Here is a 21,073-nt window from a genome sequence, read left to right as displayed (position 1 = left end):
GTCATGGCTTGCGTGTCTGCCGGGGCGCTACAGCGCCACGCTGCTGTTGAGCTGCATGATCGGCAGCAGGATGGCGAGCACCACGGTCAGCACCACCGCGCCCATGACCAGGATCATCAGCGGCTCGAACAGCGCCAGGGCCATGTCGACGCGGCGGTTGAAGGTGCTCTCCTGGGCGTCGGCGATGCGTTCGAGCATGCGGTCCAGGGTGCCGCTGGCCTCGCCGCTGGCGACCATGTGCAGCAGCGAGGGCGAGAAGCGCCCCGACTCCTGCATCGCCCGGTGCAGGCTGATTCCGCTCTCGACGCGCTGCTCGATCAGCGCCACCGCCTCGCGCATGCCGTGGTTGCCCAGGGTGTCGCGGCTCACCCGCAGTGCTTCCAGCAGGGCGATGCCGCTACGCGTGAGGATCGCCAGGGTGCGGGTCAGGCGCCCGGTGTCGAGCAGCCGGATCAGCTCGCCCAGGCGCGGCAGGCCGAGCAGCAGGGCGTCGAGCCGCGCCCGCGGCGCCGGGCGGCGCAGTACCCGCGCCGCCAGCGGCAGGCCCAGCAGCAACAGCGCGAGCAGCCACGGGCCCAGGCTCAGCATCAGATGGGAGAGGCCGATCATCAGCCGGGTCAGCCACGGCAGCGCCATGTCGGAGCGCTCGAACTGCTGTGCCAGGCGCGGCACCACCCAGGTCATCAGCCCGCTCACCACCGCCAGCGACACCCCCGCCAGCACCAGCGGATAGACCAGCGCGGTGCGCGCCTTCTGGCGCTGCGCCTGGACCCGTTCGAGGTGGTCGGCCAGGCGTTCGAGTACCAGCGCCAGACGCCCGGCGCGCTCGCCGGCGGCGACCAGCGAGCGGTAGAGCAGATCGAAGCTCGCGTGGGGCTTCAGGCTGTCGGCCAGCGAGTGGCCCTCGCGCACCCGGTTGCCCACCGCCAGCAGCAGCGCGCGCTCGCGCTGGCGCTCGGCCTGGCGGGTGAGGGCGTCGAGGGCGTCGCTGAGCGGTATGCCGGCATCGATCAGGGTCGCCAGTTGGCGCGTGAGCAGCGCCAGGCTGGTGGTATCGAGGCGCCCGCGGCCCGCGCTGCGACCCGGGGCCTCGGCACCACGCACCAGCGCCAGGCGGCGCGGGAACAGACCGCGTTCGTGCAGCAACTGACGCGCCTGACGCTCGCTCTCGGCCTGCAGCACGTCGCGCTGACGGCGGCCGTCGGGGCTCAGGGCGACATAGCGATAGGTGGGCATGAACCAGCTCCAGCAGCGAGGTCGATATGACGTTGGTCACGCATCGCGACGGTCATGACGGGCATCGATGGCGCCGTAGTCTGACTCACGCTCGATGGCAGTTTGAGGTCAGCGCGGGGGGCAAGCTCAGCGGTGGATCGCACGCAGTACCTCGTCGAGGGCGGTCTCGCCCGCCGCCAGCCGCGCCAGCGCCGCCTGCGCCAGGCTCTGGGCGCCGGCCTGGCCGAAGGCGTACTCGGCCAGCGCCGCCTCGGGGGCGCGTTCGTGGATCAGGCCGGCCAGATGGGCATCGATAGGGATGAACTCGTAAAGGCCCAGGCGGCCGCGATAGCCGCTGTGGTCGCAGCTTTCGCAGCCCTGGGGCTCGGCCAACCGCGGTAAAGTCTCGAGGCCGGGCAGCCACTGGGCATCGTCGGCACGGCGCGGGCGCCACTCACTGCACGCCGGGCACAGCCGGCGCACTAGGCGCTGCGCCATCACCCCCTTGAGGCTGGTCGCCAGCAGGAACGGCTCGATGCCCATGTCGCGCAGGCGCGCGATCGCCCCCAGCGCGCTGTTGGTGTGCAAGGTCGAGAGCACCAGGTGGCCGGTCAAGCTCGACTGCACCGCGGTGGCGGCGGTCTCCAGATCGCGGATCTCGCCGATCATGATCACGTCCGGGTCCTGGCGCAGGATGGCGCGCAGGCCGCGGGCGAAGGTGAGCCCGGCGTGGGGGTTGACCGGGGTCTGCCCGATACCCGGGATGGCATACTCCACCGGGTCCTCGACGGTGAGGATATTGCGGCTGCGGTCGTTGAGCGCATTGAGGCTGGCGTAGAGCGTGGTGGTCTTGCCCGAACCGGTGGGCCCGGTGTTGAGCAGGATACCGTTGGGCTGCTGGAGCACCCGGCGATAGCGTTCGAGCACCGCCGGCGGCATGCCCAGGCGGTCGAGGTCGAGCAGCGCGGCGTGCTTGTCGAGCAGACGCATCACCACCCGCTCGCCGTGGATGCCGGGCAGGGTGGAGACGCGGATGTCGACGTCACGCCCGGCGGCGCGCACCGTGATGCGGCCATCCTGGGGCTGGCGCTTCTCGGCGATGTCGAGCCGCGCCATCACCTTGATCCGCGAGATCAGCACCGGCGCCAGCACCCGCGGCGGCCGCAGCGCCTCGCGCATGGCACCATCCACCCGCAGGCGGATCACCAGTTCGCGCTCGAAGGGTTCGACGTGGATGTCCGAGGCGGCCAGGCGCAGGGCCTCGGAGAAGACGCCGTTGATCAGCCGGATCACCGGCGCTTCGTTCTCGCTCTCGAGCAGATCCTCGGCCCGCGGTAGCTCCTGCATCAGGCTGTCGAGATCGACGTGCTCGGCCAGCCCCTCCAGCAGCGCCGCGTTGTCGGCACGCTCACCGTCGTGCAGCGCGGCCAGACGCGCCTCGAAGGTATCGCCGTCGAGCCACTCGCAGCCCTCGGCGCGGCCCAGGCGGCGCTGGATGTCCTGGAGCACCTCGAGCTGCAGCGGCGACGGCGTGTCGCGACACAGCAGGCGGTAGCCGTGCTTGCCCGGCGCCAGCGCCACCCCGGCGCGCTTGGCCAGCCGGTAGGGCAGCGGCGCGAGATCGTCGCCGGCGCTGAAGGCCGCGGTCGCGGTCATGGCGCCAGGCTCCCCAGGCGGCTGCGCTGGTCGGGGAAGAAGGTGCTCCAGCGCGGCTGGCCCGGCGTGCTCGGCGCCGCACTCGCCATCCCCGGTCCAGACGCCGCCGTGCCGCCGGATGCGCTGCTGGCCGTCTCCCAGGGCGCCAGCGCCTGGTCGTCGTCGAAGCCGGCGAGCAGCTGCTGGGCGCGCATGTAGCGGTACTTGTCGGCGGTGGCGCTGTCCATCTGGGAGGCGTCGCGCAGCACCCGGGCGCGGATGAACACCATCAGGTTGCGCTTCTCCTGCTCGTCCCGGTTGTACTGGAACAGCTTGCCGATCACCGGGATGTCGCCCAGCAGCGGTACCTGGGCCGAGCTCGAGTTGCCGGCGTTGCTGATCAGCCCGCCGAGCACCACGATGCCGCCGTCGCGGGTGATCACCGAGGTCTCGATCTCGCGCTTGTTGGTGACCACGTCGGAGGCCTGGACGTTGGGGTCGATCGACGACACCTCCTGAACGATATCCATGCGGATGGTGTTGTCGGAGCTGATCGAGGGGCGGATGCGCAGGCTGACCCCGATGTCCTCGCGCTGGATGATCTGGTAGGGGTTCTCGTTGAAGGTGGTGGAACCGGTGACGAAGGGCACCTCCTGGCCTACCAGGATATAGGCCTGGGCGTTGTCGAGGGTGGTCAGCGAGGGCGTCGACAGCAGATTGGTCTCGCTGTCGCTCTGCAGCGCGCCGAGCAGGGCGGCGAAGCTCACGCCGCTGTCGCTGACCCGGCCGACGCCGGCGCTGACCCCGGTGATGCTGCCGAGCAGCTGCGCCAGCTGGCTGGTGTCGTTGCGCGCGGCGGCGCCGGCGATGGCGTTGATCCCCGGCTGGCCGTCGGCGGCGTAGTTGAACCCGCCCACCGGCACGGTGCCGCTGCCGGAGAGATCGCCGAACAGCCACTGCACGCCCAGGCGCTTGGCGCGGGATTCGGTGATCTCGGCGATGATCGCCTCCACCGCCACCTGGGCGCGGCGGATATCGAGCTTCTTGATGATGCTGGCGTAGGCGTCGAGCCGCGCCGGCGGGCCGATCAGTACCAGGGCGTTGGTTGAGGGATGGACGGCGAAGCCGACCGCGTCGTCGCCGCTGCCAAGGGTGCCGGCGAGCGCGGCGTTGCGGCTGGTGGCGTCCGGTAGCGCGGGCAGCCCGCTGCCGCCGCTGCCCGTGCCGGTGCTGGCGAGGCTGCCGCCCTGCAGGGCACCACCACCTCCGCCACCACCGCCGGCGCGCTGCAGCAGTTGCTGCACCTGACTGCGCGGATCGGTGCTGCCCGCGTTCTGCGGGCGTTCGCCGGTCAGCCCGCCGAGGACCGAGACCACCGATTCGGCGCTGACGTTGTCCAGATAGATCACCCGGGTGTTGCGCTGCTGGGCCTCGGCCTGGGGCTTGTCCAGCGAGGCGGCGAGCTGGCGCACCCGGGCCAGCCCGGCGGGGTCGCCGTAGGCCACCAGGGCGTTGGCGCGGGGGTTGGCCACCACCTTCACCTGACCGCCACCCTCGCGCTGCATCAGCGTATCCAGGGTGCCGGCGAGCTCGTCGGCGGTGGCGTGCTCGAGCGGCAGTACCGCGGCCTGGAGATCGCGCTGGCGGTCCAGGCGCTCGGCCAGCTGGGTCAGCCGGCGGAGATTGTCGCGCCAGTCGGTGACCACCACCAGGTGGCTCTCCGGCCACGGCGTGACCGTCCCCACCTGGCTGTCGACCAGCGGTTGAAGCACGCCGGCCAGGGTGGCGGCGTCGAGGTTGCGCGTGGCGATCACGCTGGTGGCGACATTGGCCCCCTGGGCATTGTCGCCGAGCGGCAGCGGCTGGGTGCGCGAGGCCTGGGCCGGCACGATGCGCACCTGGCCGTCGGCGAGCGGCACCGTGGCGTAGCCGTTGATCTGCAATTCGTTCTGGAACAGGCGGTAAAGCTCGTCGGCGCTCAGTCGGCGCTGGCTGGTCAAGGAGATGTTGCCCTGTACCCGCGGGTCGACGATGAAGGCGTGGCCGGTGATCCGCCCCACGCTGTCGATGAATTCGCGCAGGCTGGTCTCCTGGAAGTCCACGTCGTAGCGCGGCGTGGCGTCCGCCGCCGTGGCGCTGGTGTCATCCGTGGGCGTCTGAGGCTGGGTCTGTGACTGGGCCAGCGCCGGGGTCGGGAGCAGCAGGGCCAGCAGCAGCGTGAACACCAGTCGATACGGCAGAGGCCTCATGGGGATGACTCCGAAAGCGTGGATGAAACGGCGGCCGGTGTGCCCGGCTCGACGCGGACGATGGCGCCGCGGGGCGCGCTGTCAGGCTCCGGCCAGGCCAGGCGTTCCAGGCGCCCGCCGCGCGAGAGCACCACGCCCTCGCCATCGATACGCGCCAAGCTGATGCCCGGGGCGATGCGATCCCCCGGCATCAGCGCGCGCTGGCCGTCGGGGGTCGCCAGCACCACCAGCGAGTTCGCGCCCTGACTCAGCGCCCGGCCGACCACCTGATAGGGCAGGTCGGTGAGCGGGATGCGCCGGTCCGCTGCGATGGCCCGCGACTGCCAGGCGGCGGGTACTGGCGGCAGCGCCGCGGGGTCGAGAATGAAGGATGTCGATGCCGCGACAGGGTCGGCAGGCGCCAGCAGTCGCGCCGTGCCGCTCAATGCCTGGGCCGCCAGCCACGCCAGCAGACATAGCGCCAGCCACCGTGCCGGGGCGCTCAGCCAGGCCGGGGGCGTCATACGCTCAGGCGCGCCTGCGGATGCCAGCCGGGATGACCCTCGACGTAGCGCGCCTCGACGCTCGGCGGCGTGGGAGCCGGCGGGGTGCCGCCGTGGTCGCCGAGATAGCGCTCCAGGCGCTGCCACAGCGGTTCGCCGCCGGCCTGGGGGCGGGCGCTGAAGCTGCGCCAGGTGAGCCCCGCCGGCAGCGCCCCGAGATGCGCACGTTCTCCCGCGGCGGCGCCGTAGTCGAGCGTCCAACGGGTCGCCGAGAGGCGTGGCAGGTCGCGGCTGTCATTGAGAATCAGCGGCAGGCCCAGACTGCTGTCCAGCGCGCGTTCGAGCAGGCGCTTCAGCGCGTCGGGGTCCGGCGTGAGATCGACGACCCGCGCCGGATGGCCGCCGCTCAGGCGCCACAGATGGTCGCGGGTGATCGTTTCGTCGGGGGCCAGCAGGGTATCGTGGCGCAGCCCCGGGAGCAGCGCGCGGGTGGCGTCGCTATCCGCGCTGAGGGCGGCGGCGATCAGACCGTCCCAACTGCCGCCGACACTGTCGCGTCGCCACAGCCAGCCGGGGGCGCTGCCCAGCGGGCGGTCGAGCCAGCCGGCGTAGGGCGCGCGCAGGGCGTCGAAGCGCGCCTGCAGCTCGCCAGCCGCGGCGTCCGGGGTGACGTCGTTGCGCTGGAACTCGGCGTGGATCTGCCAGCCGCTACGGGTGCTGCGGCAACTGAGATGGAAGAAGCCGCTGGCGTGGCTGCCGGGCAGACACAGCGGCACCGGGGCGCCGTGGGGGTTGTCCACCGCGATCAGCGCGGGCCAGAAATCCTGACCGCGGGCCGCCAGCACCAGATCGACTCGCGGCAGCCGTCCGGCCAGCCAGCGTGCGGTGGCGCTGCCGGTATCGGCCAATAACACCACCAGATCGGCGCCTTCGGCGGCCTTGGCCACGCTCTCGGCCAGAGCCTGGTACCACCGATCGAGCGGGCGGGTTTCATCCAGGGCGTTGGGGTCGCTGGCGCCGACCACCGCCACCTGCACGCCGTCGCGCTCGAAGCGGGTCGCGGTGCTGACGCCGGCGGGCGGCGCGGCCAGATTGCCCAGCACCGGGCGCGCGTAGTCGCGGTAGAGCGCCGGGGCACGCTGCGGCCAGAGCACGCGCTCGTCGCTGCTGACCCGGGCATCGCTGGCCAGCAGACGGCTGGAGGCGACGCCGGCGCTGCCGTTGGCGAGATGCCCCAGGCCGCTGCCGCTCCAGCACTGGCCGTTCTCCAGGGTCAGGGTGCGCTCGGCGCCGAGTTCACGCCGCAGCCGCGCGAGCTGGGCGGCCAGGCCGCCATAGCCGGCGGTATGGCGCCGCGCGGCGCTGCGTGGGGTATAGAGGTCGGCCCATGCGGCGCCAGCGCTGCCGACCAGCGTGGTCACGCCGTCCGCGGTGGCCCAGGGGGCGGCGCCGAGCAGCTCCGCCGGGCCGAGATAGGTGGCGGGGGCGACGATCCGCGTGGGGCCGAGACACTCCAGGGTATCGGCGACATAGAGCAGCTCGACCTGGCGTCCCGGGGCCGGTGCGCGTGCGGCGCCTGTCAGCGGCGTGGCGCAGCCGCTCAGCACGCCACCCATGCTGGTGCCGAGCCCCGCGCCCAGTAGGGCGCCGATCAAGCGGCGGCGGGCCGGGTCGGGTCGCCGGCCACCGGTGGCCGGAGCTTCAATGGCTGGGGCATTGATGGCCGGGGCGTCGATGGCCGGAGCATTGATAGAGAGGGGATCGGTCATGGGGCTCCCGCGAATGATCCAACGCGGCGCACGGTCTTCGCCGCCGCCGGACTCGGCATCCTAATGACTGGGAGATGACGGTTTCGTGACCGCGCAGCGGGCGCGGCGCTGCCGCCAAGTCGTCATGGGGTTGTCACGTTGCTGCTCTAAGTTGCCTCCGGGTAACGCAGCCCGGTGACCGCATTCACCGGGACGCCAAGTGGCCGGCGGCGCGCATCGCCGGCTCGGGCGCCATGGCATCAGTCGACCGTCATTAGTGGATCACTCACAGAGAGGGGACACCCCATGAGCAAGGAAATCGAGGATCATCGCGTTCTCAACCAGAGCACCAACGAGCCGTTCTCGTCGGTACTCTCCCGCCGTGTCTCGCGTCGAGGCATCATGCAGGGGGCGCTGGGCTGGCCGCCATGGGCCTGCTCGGGGGCTTCGGTCTGGCCGGTTGCAGCAGCGACGATAGCAACGACAACGGCAGCGCCGGCGGCGGCTCTTCAGAAGCCACGCCGCTGGCGCTGGCGTTCGCCTCGATTCGCGGTTCGCGCACCAATGGGGTGGTGGTGCCCGAAGGCTATGTCGCCCAAGTGGTGATCCCCTGGGGGACACCGCTCGACAACAGCGTCGGCGCCTGGTCCGCGGACCGCAGCGTGACGCCCGACTACCAGGCGGCCAGCGTGGGCATGAACCACGACGGCATGCACAACTTCGCGCTGAGCGAAGAGAGCGCCTCGCGCGAATTCATCATGGCGCTCAACAACGAGTACATCGATCAGGGCGCGCTGTGGGCCCCTCAGGGCGGCCCGACCAATGCCGATAAAGGCGCGCGCCCGGCCGACGAGGTGCGCACCGAGATCAACGCCCACGGCGTGACCCTGGTCAAGCTGATGCTCGATGCCAACGGCCAGTGGCGTGAAGAGCGCGGCTCGCGCTACAACCGTCGTATCACCTCGGCCACGCCGATCGAACTCGCCGGCCCGGTGCGCGGCAGCGACTACGTGGTCACCGCCTACTCCACCAACGGCACCCGCACCCGCGGCACCAACAACAACTGCGCCAACGGCTACACCCCCTGGGGCACCTACCTCACCTGTGAGGAGAACTGGCCCGAGGTCTTCACCAAGTCGAGCGACCGTTATCCTGACGACGAGCGCCTGGGTCTGCCCGAGGGCCGCGGCCGCTACGGCTGGGAGACCGCCCAGGGCGGCACCAACGGAGAGTTCGCGCGCTTCGATGCTACCCCGAGCGCGGCTTCCGCTGCCGGCGACTACCGCAACGAGCCGCGCACCTTCGGTTACGTGGTGGAGATCGACCCCTACGGCAACACCGCCAGCGTGGGCACCGAGACCGCCGCGCTCAAGCGTACCCATATCGGACGCTTCCGCCACGAGGGCTGCTGGCCGGGCAAAGTGATCGAGGGCGAACCGGTGGTGTTCTACTCCGGCCACGATTCGCGCAACGAGTACATCTACAAGTTCGTCTCCAAGGCCAAGTGGGACCCCCAGGACGCCAATCGCCCGGGCCAGGACTACGACCGCCTGGCGATCGGCTCCAAGTACCTCGACGAGGGCACCCTCTACGTGGCGCGCTTCAACGCCGATGGCAGCGGCGACTGGTTGCCGCTGACCCCGGACGCCACCACCCAGAACGGCCGGCCGCTGTGGCAGGCGCTCAATCTGGCCAACGAGCGCGATCTCGCCGGGGTCATCATCAATACCTGCGACGCCGCCGACTTCATGGGCGCGACGCCGATGGACCGTCCCGAGTGGGGTACCGTCGACCCCTCCTCGGGCGAGGTCTACATGACCCTGACCAACAACTCCAAGCGTACCGCCGAAGGCACCGCCGCCACCTACACCGATGGTGGCAGCGACATCGAGGCGCTGGGCGCGGGCTACGCCACGGCCCCGGTCAACGCCGCCAACCCGCGGCCCGACAACGAGGGCGGTCAGGTCATTCGCTGGCGCGAGCCTTCACCGGCAGCCACCGATTTCGAGTGGGAAGTGTTCGTGTTCGGCGCCGCCGAGAACGATCCCGACAACTTCTCGGGTCTCACCGAGCTCAACCAGTTCGCCAGCCCCGATGGCCTGTGGTACGACGATCGCGGCGACGGCCGCGGCATTCTGTGGATCGAGACCGACAACGGCTACGACAACGTCACCGACTACACCAACGACCAGGTGCTGGCGGTGGTGCCGGGCAATGTCAGCCGCGGCCCGGGGGACAAGGCGGTGATCGATGCCGCGGACCAGGCCCAGCTCAAGCGCTTCGCCGTCGGCCCCAATGGCTGCGAGGTGACCGGTATCTTCGCCACGCCGGACAAGACCTCGCTGTTCATCAACATCCAGCACCCGGGCAACTGGCCGGCCGATCCTGACGCCAACGTGCAGGATGCCACGGTCGCCATTCCGGAGTCGGGCAGCGTGCGCGCGCGTGCCGCCACCGTGGTGATCCGCAAGCGTGATGGTGGCGAGATCGCGGTCTGATCCGCGGCTATCTCGTCACGTAAACCAACTCGTCACACAAGCTTTGGGCCGCGCGCAGCGCGGCCCTTTTTCGTTCAGAGCGCGCATTCATCGTGACCCGATGGTTCGGGTAGGCGGGATCTGAGTGCTCGCGACGCGAGCAGCAGCGGAGAGGAACGGCGGCGCGAGAACACACACCTGATGACACAGACGTGGCGATCCGACGAGCGGTCGAGACGGCGATATCGATGGTGCTGGACCGGGAGCGGGCTGAGCGCCCATTGCCAACCCCGCCCCCTGGCGCCGGATAAGCCGACTTCGGCTATCGGCTGTGACAGGCTTGCCGAGTGTCGGGCTGGCGGACGCGTTGTGGCAGGCCGGTCGCCGCGCCGGCGGGCGCGGCGACCGGCGCTTCAAGCCTGGCTGGCGTAAGCGTAGAGCAGGGTTTCCTGGGCGCTGATCGGCTCGGCGTCACCGCTATCCTGCAGGTGGTACTGGCCCTCGCTGTCGAGCACCCAGCTCTGGCAGTTGTCGAGCAGGTAGGTGTCGAGATCCTTGCGCACCTGCTGGGCGACCTTCTTGTCGAGCAGCGGGAAACAGGTCTCGACGCGGTGGAACATGTTGCGCTCCATGGCGTCGGCGCTGGAGCACCACACCTCGTGGGCACCGTCGTTGCTGAAGTAGTAGACCCGGGTGTGTTCGAGGAAGCGGCCGATGATCGAGCGCACGTTGATGTTCTCGGAGATGCCCGGCACGCCGGGGCGCAGGCAGCACATGCCGCGGATGATCAGATCGCAGCGCACGCCGGCCTGGGAGGCGCGGTAGAGCGCGCGGATCAGCTTGGGCTCGGTGATGGCGTTGCACTTGATCACCAGGCGCGCCTTCTTGCCGCTCTCGGCCAGCTTGGCCTCGCGCTCGATCATCGCCACCAGGGTGTCGTGGAGGGTGAAGGGCGCGTGCAGCAGGGTATTGATCTTGCGCGGCTTGCCCATGCCGGAGAGCTGCTGGAAGACGCGGTGGACGTCCTCGCAGAGCGCCTCGTTGGCGGTCATCAGGCTGTAGTCGGTGTAGAGCTTGGCGGTCTTGGCATGGTAGTTGCCGGTGCCGAGGTGGGCGTAGTGGCGCAGCTCACCCTTCTCGCGGCGCACGATATGCATCATCTTGGCGTGGGTCTTGTAGGCCATCACCCCGTAGATGACGATGGCGCCGGCCTCCTGCAGGCGCGAGGCCAGCGCCAGGTTGTCGGCCTCGTCGAAGCGTGCCCGCAGCTCGATCACCACGGTCACTTCCTTGCCGCCACGCGCCGCTTCTACCAGGGCGCTGACGATCGAGGAGTCGGCGCCGGTGCGGTAGAGCGTCTGCTTGATCGCCATCACGTCGCTGTCGCGGGCGGCCTGGCGCAGCAGCTCCTCGACCGGGGTGAACGACTGGAACGGGTGGTGCAGCAGGATATCGCCCTGGCTGATCATCGAGAACAGATTGACGTCGCCACGCACCTGCTTGGGCAGCCCCGGGGTGAAGGAGCGGTAGCGCAGGTCGGGGCGCTGGACGTCATCCAGCACCGACATCAGCCGGGTCAGGTTGACCGGCCCGTTGACCCGATAGAGATCCGCCTCGCCGAGCTCGAACTGCTTGAGCAGGAAGTCGATCAGGTTGTCCGGGCAGTTGTCGGCCACCTCCAGGCGCACGCCGCTGCCGTAGCGCCGCGCCAAGAGCTCGCCGCGCAGCGCCGAGGCCAGGTCCGAGACCTCTTCCGGATCGACCGAGAGATCGGCGTTGCGGGTCAGGCGGAACTGATAGCAGCCCTCCACCTCCATGCCCGGGAACACCTCATGGGCATGGGCGTGGATCATCGACGACAGGAACACATAGTCGGTGAAGCCCGCCTCGCACAGCGCTTCGGGCAGGCGGATCAGGCGCGGCAGCGAGCGCGGCGCGGGCAGGATCGCAAGCCCCCCCTCGCGGCCGAAGGCGTCGGTACCGTCGAGTTCGACGATGAAGTTGAGGCTCTTGTTGACCAGCCGCGGGAAGGGGTGCGAGGGGTCCAGCCCGATCGGGCTGATCACCGGCGCGATCTCCTCCTCGAAGTAGTCGGCGACCCAGGCCGCCTGGGCCGGCGTCCACTGTGAACGGCGGCGGAAGCGGATGTTCTGCTCCTCCAGCGCCGGCACCAGGGCGTCGTTGAGAATATGGTACTGGCGGTCGACCTGCTCGTGGGCGATGCGCGAGATCTCTTCCAGCGTGCGCGCCGGGGGCAGGCCGTCGGCGCCCACCTCTTCGTTGGCCAGCGCCAGCTGGTGCTTGAGGCCGGCGACCCGGATCTCGAAGAACTCGTCCAGATTGGAGGAGAAGATCAGCAGGAACATCAGCCGGTTGAGCAGCGGATGCGAGGGGTCCAGCGACTGCTCGAGCACGCGGATATTGAACTGCAGGTGCGACAGCTCGCGGTTGAAATAGAGCGTGGGGTCGCTCAGGTCCGCCTGTGGCGAGGGGGTCGCCTTGGCATGGATGCCCTTGCGGGTGCGGTTGACCCGCAGGGGCGGCGAACTGCCGTCGTCGACCAGCCCGGCGGGGCTGGCGAGTTCTCGACCTGGGCCGGGCGTGTCCTGGGTGTCCGTCATCGACTGCTCTCCACAATGATGTCCCGCACCCGGGCGGACGCGCCCGCGGTGGTCAGGCGTTGAGTAGTTGCGCTGCGCGCTTGGCGAAATAGGTGAGAATGCCGTCGGCACCGGCCCGCTTGAAGCAGGTGAGCGACTCCAGGATCACGCTGTCGGCGTCGAGCCAGCCCTTCTCGAAGGCGGCCATGTGCATCGCGTATTCGCCGCTCACCTGATACACGAATGTCGGCACGCCGAACGATTCCTTGACCCGCTGGACCACGTCCAGATAGGGCATGCCCGGCTTGACCATCACCATGTCGGCACCCTCCTGGATGTCGAGGGCGGTCTCGTGGAGCGCCTCGTTGGTGTTGGCCGGGTCCATCTGGTAGCTGAACTTGTCGGCTTTACCCAGATTGCCGCTGGAGCCGATGGCGTCGCGGAACGGGCCGTAGTACTTCGACGCGTACTTGGCCGAGTAGGCCATGATCTGGGTCTCGTGGAGCCCTTCGCGCTCGAAGGTGGCGCGAATCTCACCGATGCGGCCATCCATCATGTCGGACGGCGAGATCACGTCGGCGCCCGCCTCGGCGTGCGACAGCGCCTGCTTGATCAGCGCCTCGATGGTGCGATCGTTCTGCAGGTAGCCGTGCTCGTCGGGAATGCCGTCCTGGCCGTGGGTGGTGTAGGGGTCGAGCGCCACGTCGGTGATGATGCCGAGCTCGGGGAAGCGCTCGCGCAGCGCGCGGATGGCGCGCTGGATGACCCCGTCCGGGTTCCACGCCTCGGCCCCGTCGGCGCTCTTCTTCTCCGGCGGGGTGAACGGAAACAGATCGATCGCCGGAATCCCCAACGCCACCAGCTCTTCGGTTTCGCGCAGCAGCTCGTCGATCGACAGCCGCTCGACGCCGGGCATCGAAGGGACCGCCTCGCGGCGATTCTCGCCGTCGAGCACGAAAACCGGCAGGATCAGGTCGTCCGTGGTCAGTGCAGACTCCCGCGCCAGGCGGCGAGAGAACTCACGCTTGCGCAGTCGACGCATCCGGGTGGCGGGGTACTGACGGGACAGAGAATGACGCATGAGAATCTCCACAGAAGCGACGAGACGGGTGTGACACCGCCCCGCGACGCCGAAGGCAACGCTATCAGCGTCGAATGACAAAACGATGACATGAGCATCATGGGGTCTGCCCAGTATAACAACCCTGTGCCGGACAGGGCGGAGAGAACCGGGCGGAGAGAACCGGGCGGAGAGAATGAACCGGAGAGAACGGGGTGGAGAGAAGTAAACGGAGAGAACGGCCGCGCGGGACTCATCGGCCACGGCCATCGAGTCCCGCGCGGTGATCGGATCGCCAGGTCGGCGCTAGGCGTCTGCGTCTGCGTCTGCGTCGACGTGGGCGCGGCGCCGGCGTACCAGGCGTGCGAACACGATGCCGACTTCGAACAGCAGCCACATCGGCACCGCCAGCAGGCTCTGCGAGATGACGTCGGGCGGGGTCAACAGCATGCCGACGACGAAGCAGATCAGGATCACGTAGGGGCGCTTCTTGGTCAGGCTCTTGACGTCGGTGATGCCGGTCCAGATCAGCAGGAAGGTGGCGATGGGGATCTCGAACGCCACGCCGAAGGCGAAGAACATCTTCAGCACGAAATTGAGATAGGCGTTGATGTCCGTCATCACCTGCACGTCCTGCGGGCCGGTGTGGACGAAGAAGCTGAACAGCAGCGGAAATACCACGTAGTAGGCGAAGGCCGCGCCGCAATAGAACAGCACGATACTCGATGCCAGCAGCGGAAAGGCGATCGCCTTTTCGTGGCGGTAGAGCCCCGGGGCGATGAAGGCCCAGGCCTGATAGAGGATCACCGGCACGGCGGCGAAGATCGAGACCACCATGGTGAGCTTGAACGGGGCCAGGAACGGCGAGGTCACCTCGGTGGCGATCATGCGCGAGCCCGCCGGCAGCAGCGCGATCAGCGGCTCGGCGACGAAGCGGTAGATATCGTTGGAGAAGGCATAGAGCACGGCGAAGATGGCGATCACCACGATCACCGCCTTCATCAGGCGCGAGCGCAGTTCGATGAGATGCTCGATCAGCGGGGCCTGCGGCTGCTCTTCCTCCGGTGGGCGTGAGGCATCACTCATCGGCTACTCGAATCCTTGTCCTCGGTACCGCTCGCCGGCGCGTGCGGTTCGTCCGCAGCTGGCGGCGAGGGATCGGCGGGTCTCGGCGAATCGGCCGAGGGCATCGCGGCGTCGGCCGGCGTCGAATCGGTCGCTGTGGCACGTGCCGTGCCGGGGCGGGCTTCGTCGCTGCTGCGGTGAGCTGCGTCGGGGCCGAGGGTCTTCTCGACCGCGTGGCGAGCCCGGCCCACACCCTCGTCGAGCTGGCGCTGGCCCTGCTCGAGCTCCTGCCTGACCCGGCCGACCCCTTCGTCGAGCTTGCGCTGCTGCTCGGCGAGTTTCTGGCGCAGCTCTTCCGCCTCCAGTTGGGAGGTGATCTCGCGCTGCATGTTGGCGACGCTGCGGCGTATGCGGCCGATCCACAGCCCGGCGGTGCGGGCGGCAATCGGCAGGCGCTCCGGCCCCAGCACCAGCAGGCCGACGATGCCGATCAGCAGCAGTTCGAAAAAGCCGATATCGAACATCGCCGCTTACTTGCGCTCGGCCTTGTCGTCGGCGCCCGACTTGATCTCGTCGCTATCGAAGCGGCTGTCCTGGGACGCCTGCTGGGAGTGGTCGATGCGCTGCTGAGAGGTGCTGTCCGCCTTCTCCTTGTCGTCCTCGTCGTGCATCGCTTTCTTGAACCCCTTCACCGCGCCGCCCAGATCGCTGCCGACGTTGCGCAGTTTCTTGGTGCCGAAGATCAAGATGATGATCCCGAGCACGATCAGCAGCTGCCAGATACTGATACCACCCAACATAACCTTACTCCTTGAGGCGTGCGCCGAGGCGCTTACACGATTGATGCTTGATAGAGCTTACCGGCTTGGCTGCCGCGCCGCCTTCTCGTCCAGGCCGGAGACGCCGAAGCGTCGAGCCAGCTCGTCGAGCACGGCACGATGGTCGACCTCCAGATGCGAGAGCATGACCAGACTGTGGAACCACAGATCGGCGACTTCACCGACGAGTGCCTGCCGACTCTGCTCATCATCGGCCTTGACGTCCTTGGCGGCAAGCAGCGTCTCGGTGGCCTCTTCGCCCACCTTCTCCAGGATCTTGTTGAGACCCCGGTGATGAAGCTGTGCGACGTAGGAGCTTTGCGGGTCGGCGTCACGGCGCTCGGCGAGCACGGCGGCCAATCGTTCGAGAGTATCACTCATGAGATGACAATCCTGAGTCTGAATAAGCGGTTCGCAGGCGCGGCCGCCGTGGGCGGCCCGCGCTCAGCGCCAGGCGAGCAGCGCCACCCCCAGCACGGCGGCGACCACCACCGGCCACGGCTGCTGTTCGGCCCAGCCAAGCATTGGCTGCCAGCCCAGCGCCAGCACCAGCAGCAAGAGCCCCAGGCGCAGCCGTCGGGCGCGCGCGCTGGCGCGTTCGAAGCGCTGCTGCAGGCCACTCAGCGCGGCGGTCTGCTGGCGCCGCTGGCGGCGCTGCTCGTCGCGCTCGGAGAGCGCCTGGTGCGCCAGCACCGGCAGCTCCGGCAACTGATGGGCCAGCTCCGGGGCGTGTTTCTTGAGCGTCTCCCAGAAGCCCTTGGGCCCGGCACGCTCGCGCATCCAGCGCTCGAGGTAGGGGCGCGCGGTGCTCCACAGATCGAGATCCGGATAGAGCTGGCGCCCCAGCCCTTCGATATTGAGCAGGGTCTTCTGCAGCAGCACCAGCTGCGGCTGCACCTCCATGTGGAAACGCCGCGCGGTCTGGAACAGGCCCAGCAGCACCTGGCCGAAGGAGATGTCCTTGAGCGGCTTCTCCAGGATCGGCTCGCACACCGCACGGATCGCCGAGGCGAACTCGTTGGCCCGGGTACCTTCGCCGACCCAGCCGGACTCGATGTGCAGCACCGCCACCTCGTAGTAGTCCTGACGGAAGAAGGCCAGCAGGTTGCGCGCCAGGTAGTCCTGGTCTTCCCGCGTGAGACTGCCGACGATGCCGCAGTCGATGGCGATATAGCGCGGCTCGGTGGGGTTCTCGCGGGAGACGAAGATATTGCCGGGGTGCATGTCGGCGTGGAAGAAGTTGTCGCGGAACACCTGGGTGAAGAAGATCTCCACGCCGCGCTCGGCGAGCTTCTTGAGATCGGTGCCCTGGGCCTTGAGCGCCTCCACGTCGGCCACCGGAATGCCCTCGATGCGCTCCTGCACCATCACCTGGCGATGGGTCAGCGACCAGTAGATGCTGGGCACGTAGAGCAGCGGCGAGCTCTGGAAGTTGCGCTTGAGCTGCGAGGTGTTGGCCGCCTCCTTGTTGAGATCGAGCTCATCGAACAGCGTCGCTTCGTAGTCCTCGACCACCTCGACCGGGCGCAGACGGCGCGCCTCCGGCACCCGGCGCAGCAGCCGAGCGAAGGTATAGAGCAGGCCGATGTCCTCGCGCATGGTGCGCTCGATACCCGGACGGATGATCTTGACCACCACGCGCTCGCCGCTGTGCAGCTCGGCAGCATGCACCTGGGCGATCGAGGCCGAGGCCATGGGCTCGGTGTCGAAGCTGGCAAAGGCCTCGGCGACCGGCTTGCCCAGCTCCTTCTCGACCATGGCGCGGGCGGTCTCGCCGGGGAACGGCGGCACCTGGTCCTGCAGCCGCTTGAGCTCGTCGGCGATGTCCGGCGGCAGCAGATCGCGCCGGGTCGAGAGCATCTGGCCGAACTTGACGAAGATCGGCCCCAACGACTCCAGCGCCAGCCGCAGCCGCTCGCCGCGGGTGTGGCTGCCGGTGGGGATGAGCCGCGCCGGAGCGAAGCGCCACAGCCAGCGCAGCACCGGCGGCAGGCGCTCCTGGGGCACCAGGGTATCGAGACGGTAGCGTGAGACGGTCCAGGCGATACGCAAAAGCCGCAGACTCATGGGCGCGGCTCCTGTGCGGCACTGGCCGTGTGCGCGCGCTCGAGACGGGTGACCCGTGCCGAGAGCCGGTCGACGCGCAGGCGCAGTGCGCTCAGGGCATCACGCGCAACCTCGAGCTGATCCTGCCCGGCCATCAGCCGCGCTTCCTCGAACAGATACTCGCGCCAGTCCTGCCGCCACTCGCCGGCGCTGGCCCGCGCCTGGCGGGTCAGGTAGCCGAGCGCGCGGGCCAGGCCGTGGGCCGGCGTGGCGCCGAGGGCCTGGGCCAGCGCGCCCTCCCAGTCAAGATCGAGATCGAGCAGCAGCGCCTGCAGCGGCGCCAGCATGCCGGTATCGCCGCTGACGTCGAGATCGCCGTTGAACAGCAGGCGTTCCAGCGAGTCGCCGGCGACCCAGCGCTCGAGCACGCGACGGTCGACGCCGATCACCAGGTCGTCGTGCTGCTGCCAGTCGCTGACACGGGAGAGGCGTATGCCGGTGTCGGTGAAGCTCACCCGCAGCGCCAGTGGCGGGGTGGCGCTCACCAGGCGCAGGCTGCGGCCGTCGAGGGCGCGCAGGCGCGCAGGCGTTGCCGGATCCCGCGCCAGCAGACGCGCGATGGCCCGCTCCGCGGCCACCAGCGTGAAGTTGTCGACCACGCCAGCCATGCTCAGAGCTTGATGCCGCGGTGCAGGGCGACGATGCCCCCGGTCATGTTGGTGTACTCGACGCGTTCGAGTCCGGCGGCCTGCATCATGCCCTTGAGCGTCTCCTGGTCCGGGTGCATGCGGATCGACTCGGCCAGATAGCGGTAGCTGTCGGCGTCGTTGGCGACCAGCCGCCCGACCTGCGGCAGTACCCGGAACGAGTACTGGTCGTAGGCCTTGGAGAGCAGGCCGTTGACCGGCTTGGAGAACTCCAGCACCAGCAGGCGCCCGCCGGGCTTGAGCACGCGGGTCATCGAGCGCAGCGCGGCGTCCTTGTCGGTGACGTTGCGCAGGCCGAAGGCGATGGTGATGCAGTGAAAACTGTTGTTGGGGAACGGCAGACTCTCGGCGTTGGCCTGCACGTACTCGACGTTGTCGCCGACGCCGCTGTCGATCAGCTTGTCACGCCCGACCTTCAGCATCGAGGCGTTGATATCGGCCAGCACCACTCGGCCGCTGGGGCCGACACGCTTGGCGAACTGGCGCGTCAGGTCGCCGGTGCCGCCGGCGATATCGAGCACCCGGTGGCCGGCGCGGACCCCGCTGCGCTCCAGGGTGAGATGTTTCCACAGCCGATGGATACCCAACGACATCAGGTCGTTCATCACGTCGTAGCGCGCGGCCACCGAATGGAAGACGTCCGCCACCCGGGCGGCCTTCTCCTCGACTGCGACCTGCTCGTAGCCGAAGTCGGTCGTGCGCTTGTCCATGTGCTTCTCCCCGAAAAGACGCTGTAGATCGCTGCGCGAACGCCGTCGACGGCGGCCGCGGCGAGGGCAGGCGGGTCGAGTCTTCGCTGACTCGGTCGATGGTGCATTGTAGCGTCTGGCCCGGGCCTTGTCTTTGCGCCGCGGCGCCGCGCCTTCACACCTGATGGATCTGGATCGTGCTCGGCTCGCGCGAGGCCCCGGCCTGTGCCAGCCGCGCCAGGTAGTCGGCCCAGCGTGCCTCCTGCTGAGTCGCCAGCTCGTAAAGGTAGTCCCAGGTATAGATGCCGCTGTCGTGGCCGTCGTCGAAGTGCAGCTTGAGCGCATAGCGCCCGGCCTGAGTGACGTCGAGCAGCCCGACGTGGCGCTTGCCGGTCTGCAGTACCGCTTCGCTGGGGTGGTGTCCCTGGACCTCGGCTGAGGGCGAGTAGACCCGCAGCAGCTCGATCGCCAGGCGGTAGCTGCTGCCGTCGGCATAGCCGAGTTCGAGCTCACTGTCGCGCTTGTGGTAGTGCACGCGGGTGGGGACGGGGGCGGACATGGCGAAACCTCCTGGCGCGGTGCAGGCGCCGATGGGAAGAAGACGAGCGGCGCGACGAACAACGCCCGCGAGCCCCGAGACGTCGCAGGCCATAGAACGCCTTTCACTACTGCTAGAAGACGTAGGCTCATCCGGTGGCAGGGCGTCGCGAGGGCGCTGTGAACCCCTCCCTGGGCGCTACCTTTGCCATCCCTGGCAAAGGGCCCTCGCTGTACCCTGCCCCCGGTGCCCATCGTCAGAGGGTCTGGAAATAGGCGCTATGTGTATCGAGTCCTGCGGGCGTCGAGACCAGCGTCATGATCGCCTCCGCGGGCACGCGCTTGGCATGCCCGCGGCGCTCGGGATTACAGAATATAGCGCGACAGATCCTCGTCCACCGCCAGCTCGCCGAGCTGGGCGTCGACGTAGGCGCCATCCACCACCAAGGGGCTTGCGAAGTCGCCGCCCTGGTAAGAGGCCTCCTCGAGCAGCCGCTCCATCACCGTGTGCAGGCGGCGTGCGCCGATGTTCTCGGTGCCGTCGTTGACCTGCCAGGCGATCTCGGCGATCCGCGCGATGCCGTCTTCGGTGAACTGCACCTCCAGCCCTTCGGTACCGAGCAGCGCCTGATACTGCTTGGTCAGCGCCGCCGAGGGCTCGGTCAGGATGCGCTTGAAGTCGTCCGGGGTCAGCGCGGTGAGCTCGACCCGGATCGGCAGGCGCCCCTGCAGCTCGGGGATCAGGTCCGAGGGCTTGGAGAGGTGGAAGGCGCCGGAGGCGATGAACAGGATATGGTCGGTGCGCACCATGCCGTGCTTGGTGGAGACGGTGGAGCCCTCGATCAGCGGCAGCAGGTCACGCTGCACGCCCTCGCGGGAGACGTCGCCGCCGCTGCCGCCGGACTCGCCGCGCTTGGCGACCTTGTCGATCTCGTCGAGGAACACGATGCCGTTCTGCTCCACCGCTTCCAGCGCGCGCTGCTTGATCTCCTCCTCGTTGACCAGCTTGGCGGCCTCCTCGTCCTGCAGCAGCTTCCACGCCTCCTTGACCGTGACCCGGCGGCTCTCGGTCTTCTGCTTGCCCATGTTGGCGAACAGGCTCTGCAGCTGGTTGGTCATCTCCTCCATGCCCGGCGGGGTCATGATATCGATGCCCTGGCTCGCCGGGGTGACCTCGATATCGATCTCCTTGTCGTCGAGCTGGCCTTCGCGCAGTTTCTTGCGGAACACCTGACGCGTGCCGGAGTCGTCGCGGCCGCTGTCGTACTCGCTGCCCCGCGGGCGCGGCAACAGGGCGTCGAGAATGCGCTCCTCGGCGGCATCCTGGGCCTTGTTGCGGACCTCGGTCTTGGCCTGCTCGCGCACCATCTTGATCGACATCTCCATCAGATCGCGCACGATCGACTCGACGTCGCGGCCGACGTAGCCGACCTCGGTGAACTTGGTCGCCTCGACCTTAAGGAAGGGCGCGCCGGCGAGCTTGGCCAGACGCCGCGCGATCTCGGTCTTGCCCACGCCGGTGGGGCCGATCATCAGAATGTTCTTGGGCACGATCTCGCCGCGCATGTCGGCGTCCAGGCGCATGCGGCGCCAGCGGTTGCGCAGGGCGATCGCCACCGCGCGCTTGGCGTCGTGCTGGCCGATGATGTACTGGTCCAGCGAATGGACGATCTCGCGTGGGGTCATCGCCGACTGGGTGTCGGTCGGTGCCGGGAGGGCGTTCTGGGTATCCTGGGTCATGGCAC

Annotated in this window: 17 protein-coding genes; 1 reads left to right on the top strand and 16 read right to left on the bottom strand. The window is 68.8% G+C overall.

Annotation, left to right across the window (positions count from 1 at the left end; genetic code table 11):
• Positions 1 to 27: 27 nt before the first annotated feature.
• The 5 genes from gspF to QO259_RS14285 all read right to left on the bottom strand — a co-directional run bounded on the left by gspF (position 28) and on the right by QO259_RS14285 (position 7,350).
• The gene (gspF, locus tag QO259_RS14305) at positions 28 to 1,236 is read right to left on the bottom strand and encodes a type II secretion system inner membrane protein GspF (protein ID WP_285950459.1); all 1,209 of its coding nucleotides are present in this window, start codon (positions 1,234 to 1,236) and stop codon (positions 28 to 30) included.
• Between the two features lie 126 nt (positions 1,237 to 1,362).
• Positions 1,363 to 2,871, bottom strand: coding sequence for a GspE/PulE family protein (locus QO259_RS14300; protein ID WP_129140234.1), 1,509 nt, complete (start codon positions 2,869 to 2,871; stop codon positions 1,363 to 1,365).
• Entirely contained in the window at positions 2,868 to 5,099 is a 2,232-nt protein-coding gene (gene gspD, locus QO259_RS14295) for a type II secretion system secretin GspD (RefSeq protein ID WP_285950458.1), read from the bottom strand. The genes QO259_RS14300 and gspD overlap by 4 nt, the downstream gene beginning before the upstream one ends.
• A complete protein-coding gene (locus QO259_RS14290; RefSeq protein ID WP_285950457.1) occupies positions 5,096 to 5,602 on the bottom strand; it encodes a hypothetical protein in 507 nt (168 codons plus the stop codon). The genes gspD and QO259_RS14290 overlap by 4 nt, the downstream gene beginning before the upstream one ends.
• The gene (locus QO259_RS14285) at positions 5,599 to 7,350 is read right to left on the bottom strand and encodes a bifunctional UDP-sugar hydrolase/5'-nucleotidase (RefSeq protein WP_285950456.1); all 1,752 of its coding nucleotides are present in this window, start codon (positions 7,348 to 7,350) and stop codon (positions 5,599 to 5,601) included. Before QO259_RS14285 ends, QO259_RS14290 begins: the two co-directional genes overlap by 4 nt.
• Positions 7,351 to 7,757: 407 nt before the next feature.
• On the opposite strand from QO259_RS14285, the gene QO259_RS14280 reads away from it, so the two are divergent.
• Entirely contained in the window at positions 7,758 to 9,827 is a 2,070-nt protein-coding gene (locus QO259_RS14280; protein ID WP_353057290.1) for a PhoX family protein, read from the top strand.
• A 392-nt stretch (positions 9,828 to 10,219) separates the two neighbouring features.
• Here QO259_RS14280 and ppk1 read toward each other — a convergent pair whose 3' ends face one another.
• The 11 genes from ppk1 to hslU all read right to left on the bottom strand — a co-directional run bounded on the left by ppk1 (position 10,220) and on the right by hslU (position 21,068).
• Positions 10,220 to 12,427, bottom strand: a complete 2,208-nt coding sequence (gene ppk1, locus QO259_RS14275; RefSeq protein WP_285950455.1) for a polyphosphate kinase 1 — start codon at positions 12,425 to 12,427, stop codon at positions 10,220 to 10,222.
• Between the two features lie 52 nt (positions 12,428 to 12,479).
• Positions 12,480 to 13,487 carry a porphobilinogen synthase gene (gene hemB / locus QO259_RS14270; RefSeq protein WP_285950454.1) on the bottom strand — a complete coding sequence of 336 codons (1,008 nt, stop codon included), beginning with the start codon at positions 13,485 to 13,487 and terminating at the stop codon, positions 12,480 to 12,482.
• A 285-nt stretch (positions 13,488 to 13,772) separates the two neighbouring features.
• Positions 13,773 to 14,552, bottom strand: a complete 780-nt coding sequence (gene tatC, locus QO259_RS14265) for a twin-arginine translocase subunit TatC (protein ID WP_285950453.1) — start codon at positions 14,550 to 14,552, stop codon at positions 13,773 to 13,775.
• Complete coding sequence (tatB, locus tag QO259_RS14260) at positions 14,549 to 15,055, bottom strand: Sec-independent protein translocase protein TatB (RefSeq protein WP_285950452.1); 507 nt, start codon at positions 15,053 to 15,055, stop codon at positions 14,549 to 14,551. The genes tatC and tatB overlap by 4 nt, the downstream gene beginning before the upstream one ends.
• 6 nt (positions 15,056 to 15,061) lie before the next feature.
• Positions 15,062 to 15,331, bottom strand: a complete 270-nt coding sequence (gene tatA, locus QO259_RS14255; RefSeq protein WP_035475688.1) for a Sec-independent protein translocase subunit TatA — start codon at positions 15,329 to 15,331, stop codon at positions 15,062 to 15,064.
• Between the two features lie 57 nt (positions 15,332 to 15,388).
• Positions 15,389 to 15,730 carry a phosphoribosyl-ATP diphosphatase gene (locus QO259_RS14250; RefSeq protein ID WP_035475685.1) on the bottom strand — a complete coding sequence of 114 codons (342 nt, stop codon included), beginning with the start codon at positions 15,728 to 15,730 and terminating at the stop codon, positions 15,389 to 15,391.
• 63 nt (positions 15,731 to 15,793) lie between these two features.
• Positions 15,794 to 17,416: a ubiquinone biosynthesis regulatory protein kinase UbiB gene (ubiB, locus tag QO259_RS14245; RefSeq protein WP_285950451.1), complete on the bottom strand. Its 1,623-nt coding sequence runs from the start codon at positions 17,414 to 17,416 to the stop codon at positions 15,794 to 15,796.
• Positions 17,413 to 18,063, bottom strand: a complete 651-nt coding sequence (locus QO259_RS14240) for a ubiquinone biosynthesis accessory factor UbiJ (protein ID WP_285950450.1) — start codon at positions 18,061 to 18,063, stop codon at positions 17,413 to 17,415. The genes ubiB and QO259_RS14240 overlap by 4 nt, the downstream gene beginning before the upstream one ends.
• Positions 18,064 to 18,065: 2 nt before the next feature.
• Positions 18,066 to 18,812, bottom strand: coding sequence for a bifunctional demethylmenaquinone methyltransferase/2-methoxy-6-polyprenyl-1,4-benzoquinol methylase UbiE (ubiE, locus tag QO259_RS14235; protein ID WP_285950449.1), 747 nt, complete (start codon positions 18,810 to 18,812; stop codon positions 18,066 to 18,068).
• A gap of 154 nt (positions 18,813 to 18,966) precedes the next feature.
• Positions 18,967 to 19,350, bottom strand: a complete 384-nt coding sequence (locus QO259_RS14230; protein ID WP_285950448.1) for a gamma-butyrobetaine hydroxylase family protein — start codon at positions 19,348 to 19,350, stop codon at positions 18,967 to 18,969.
• A 344-nt stretch (positions 19,351 to 19,694) separates the two neighbouring features.
• A complete protein-coding gene (gene hslU / locus QO259_RS14225; protein ID WP_051896335.1) occupies positions 19,695 to 21,068 on the bottom strand; it encodes an ATP-dependent protease ATPase subunit HslU in 1,374 nt (457 codons plus the stop codon).
• Positions 21,069 to 21,073 lie beyond the last annotated feature (5 nt).

Origin of the sequence: Salinicola sp. JS01 (genome assembly GCF_030284585.1) — a bacterium.
Taxonomy (GTDB): domain Bacteria; phylum Pseudomonadota; class Gammaproteobacteria; order Pseudomonadales; family Halomonadaceae; genus Salinicola.
Note: the sequence above shows the minus strand (reverse complement) of the source record. Positions and strands in the feature narration are given on the sequence as shown.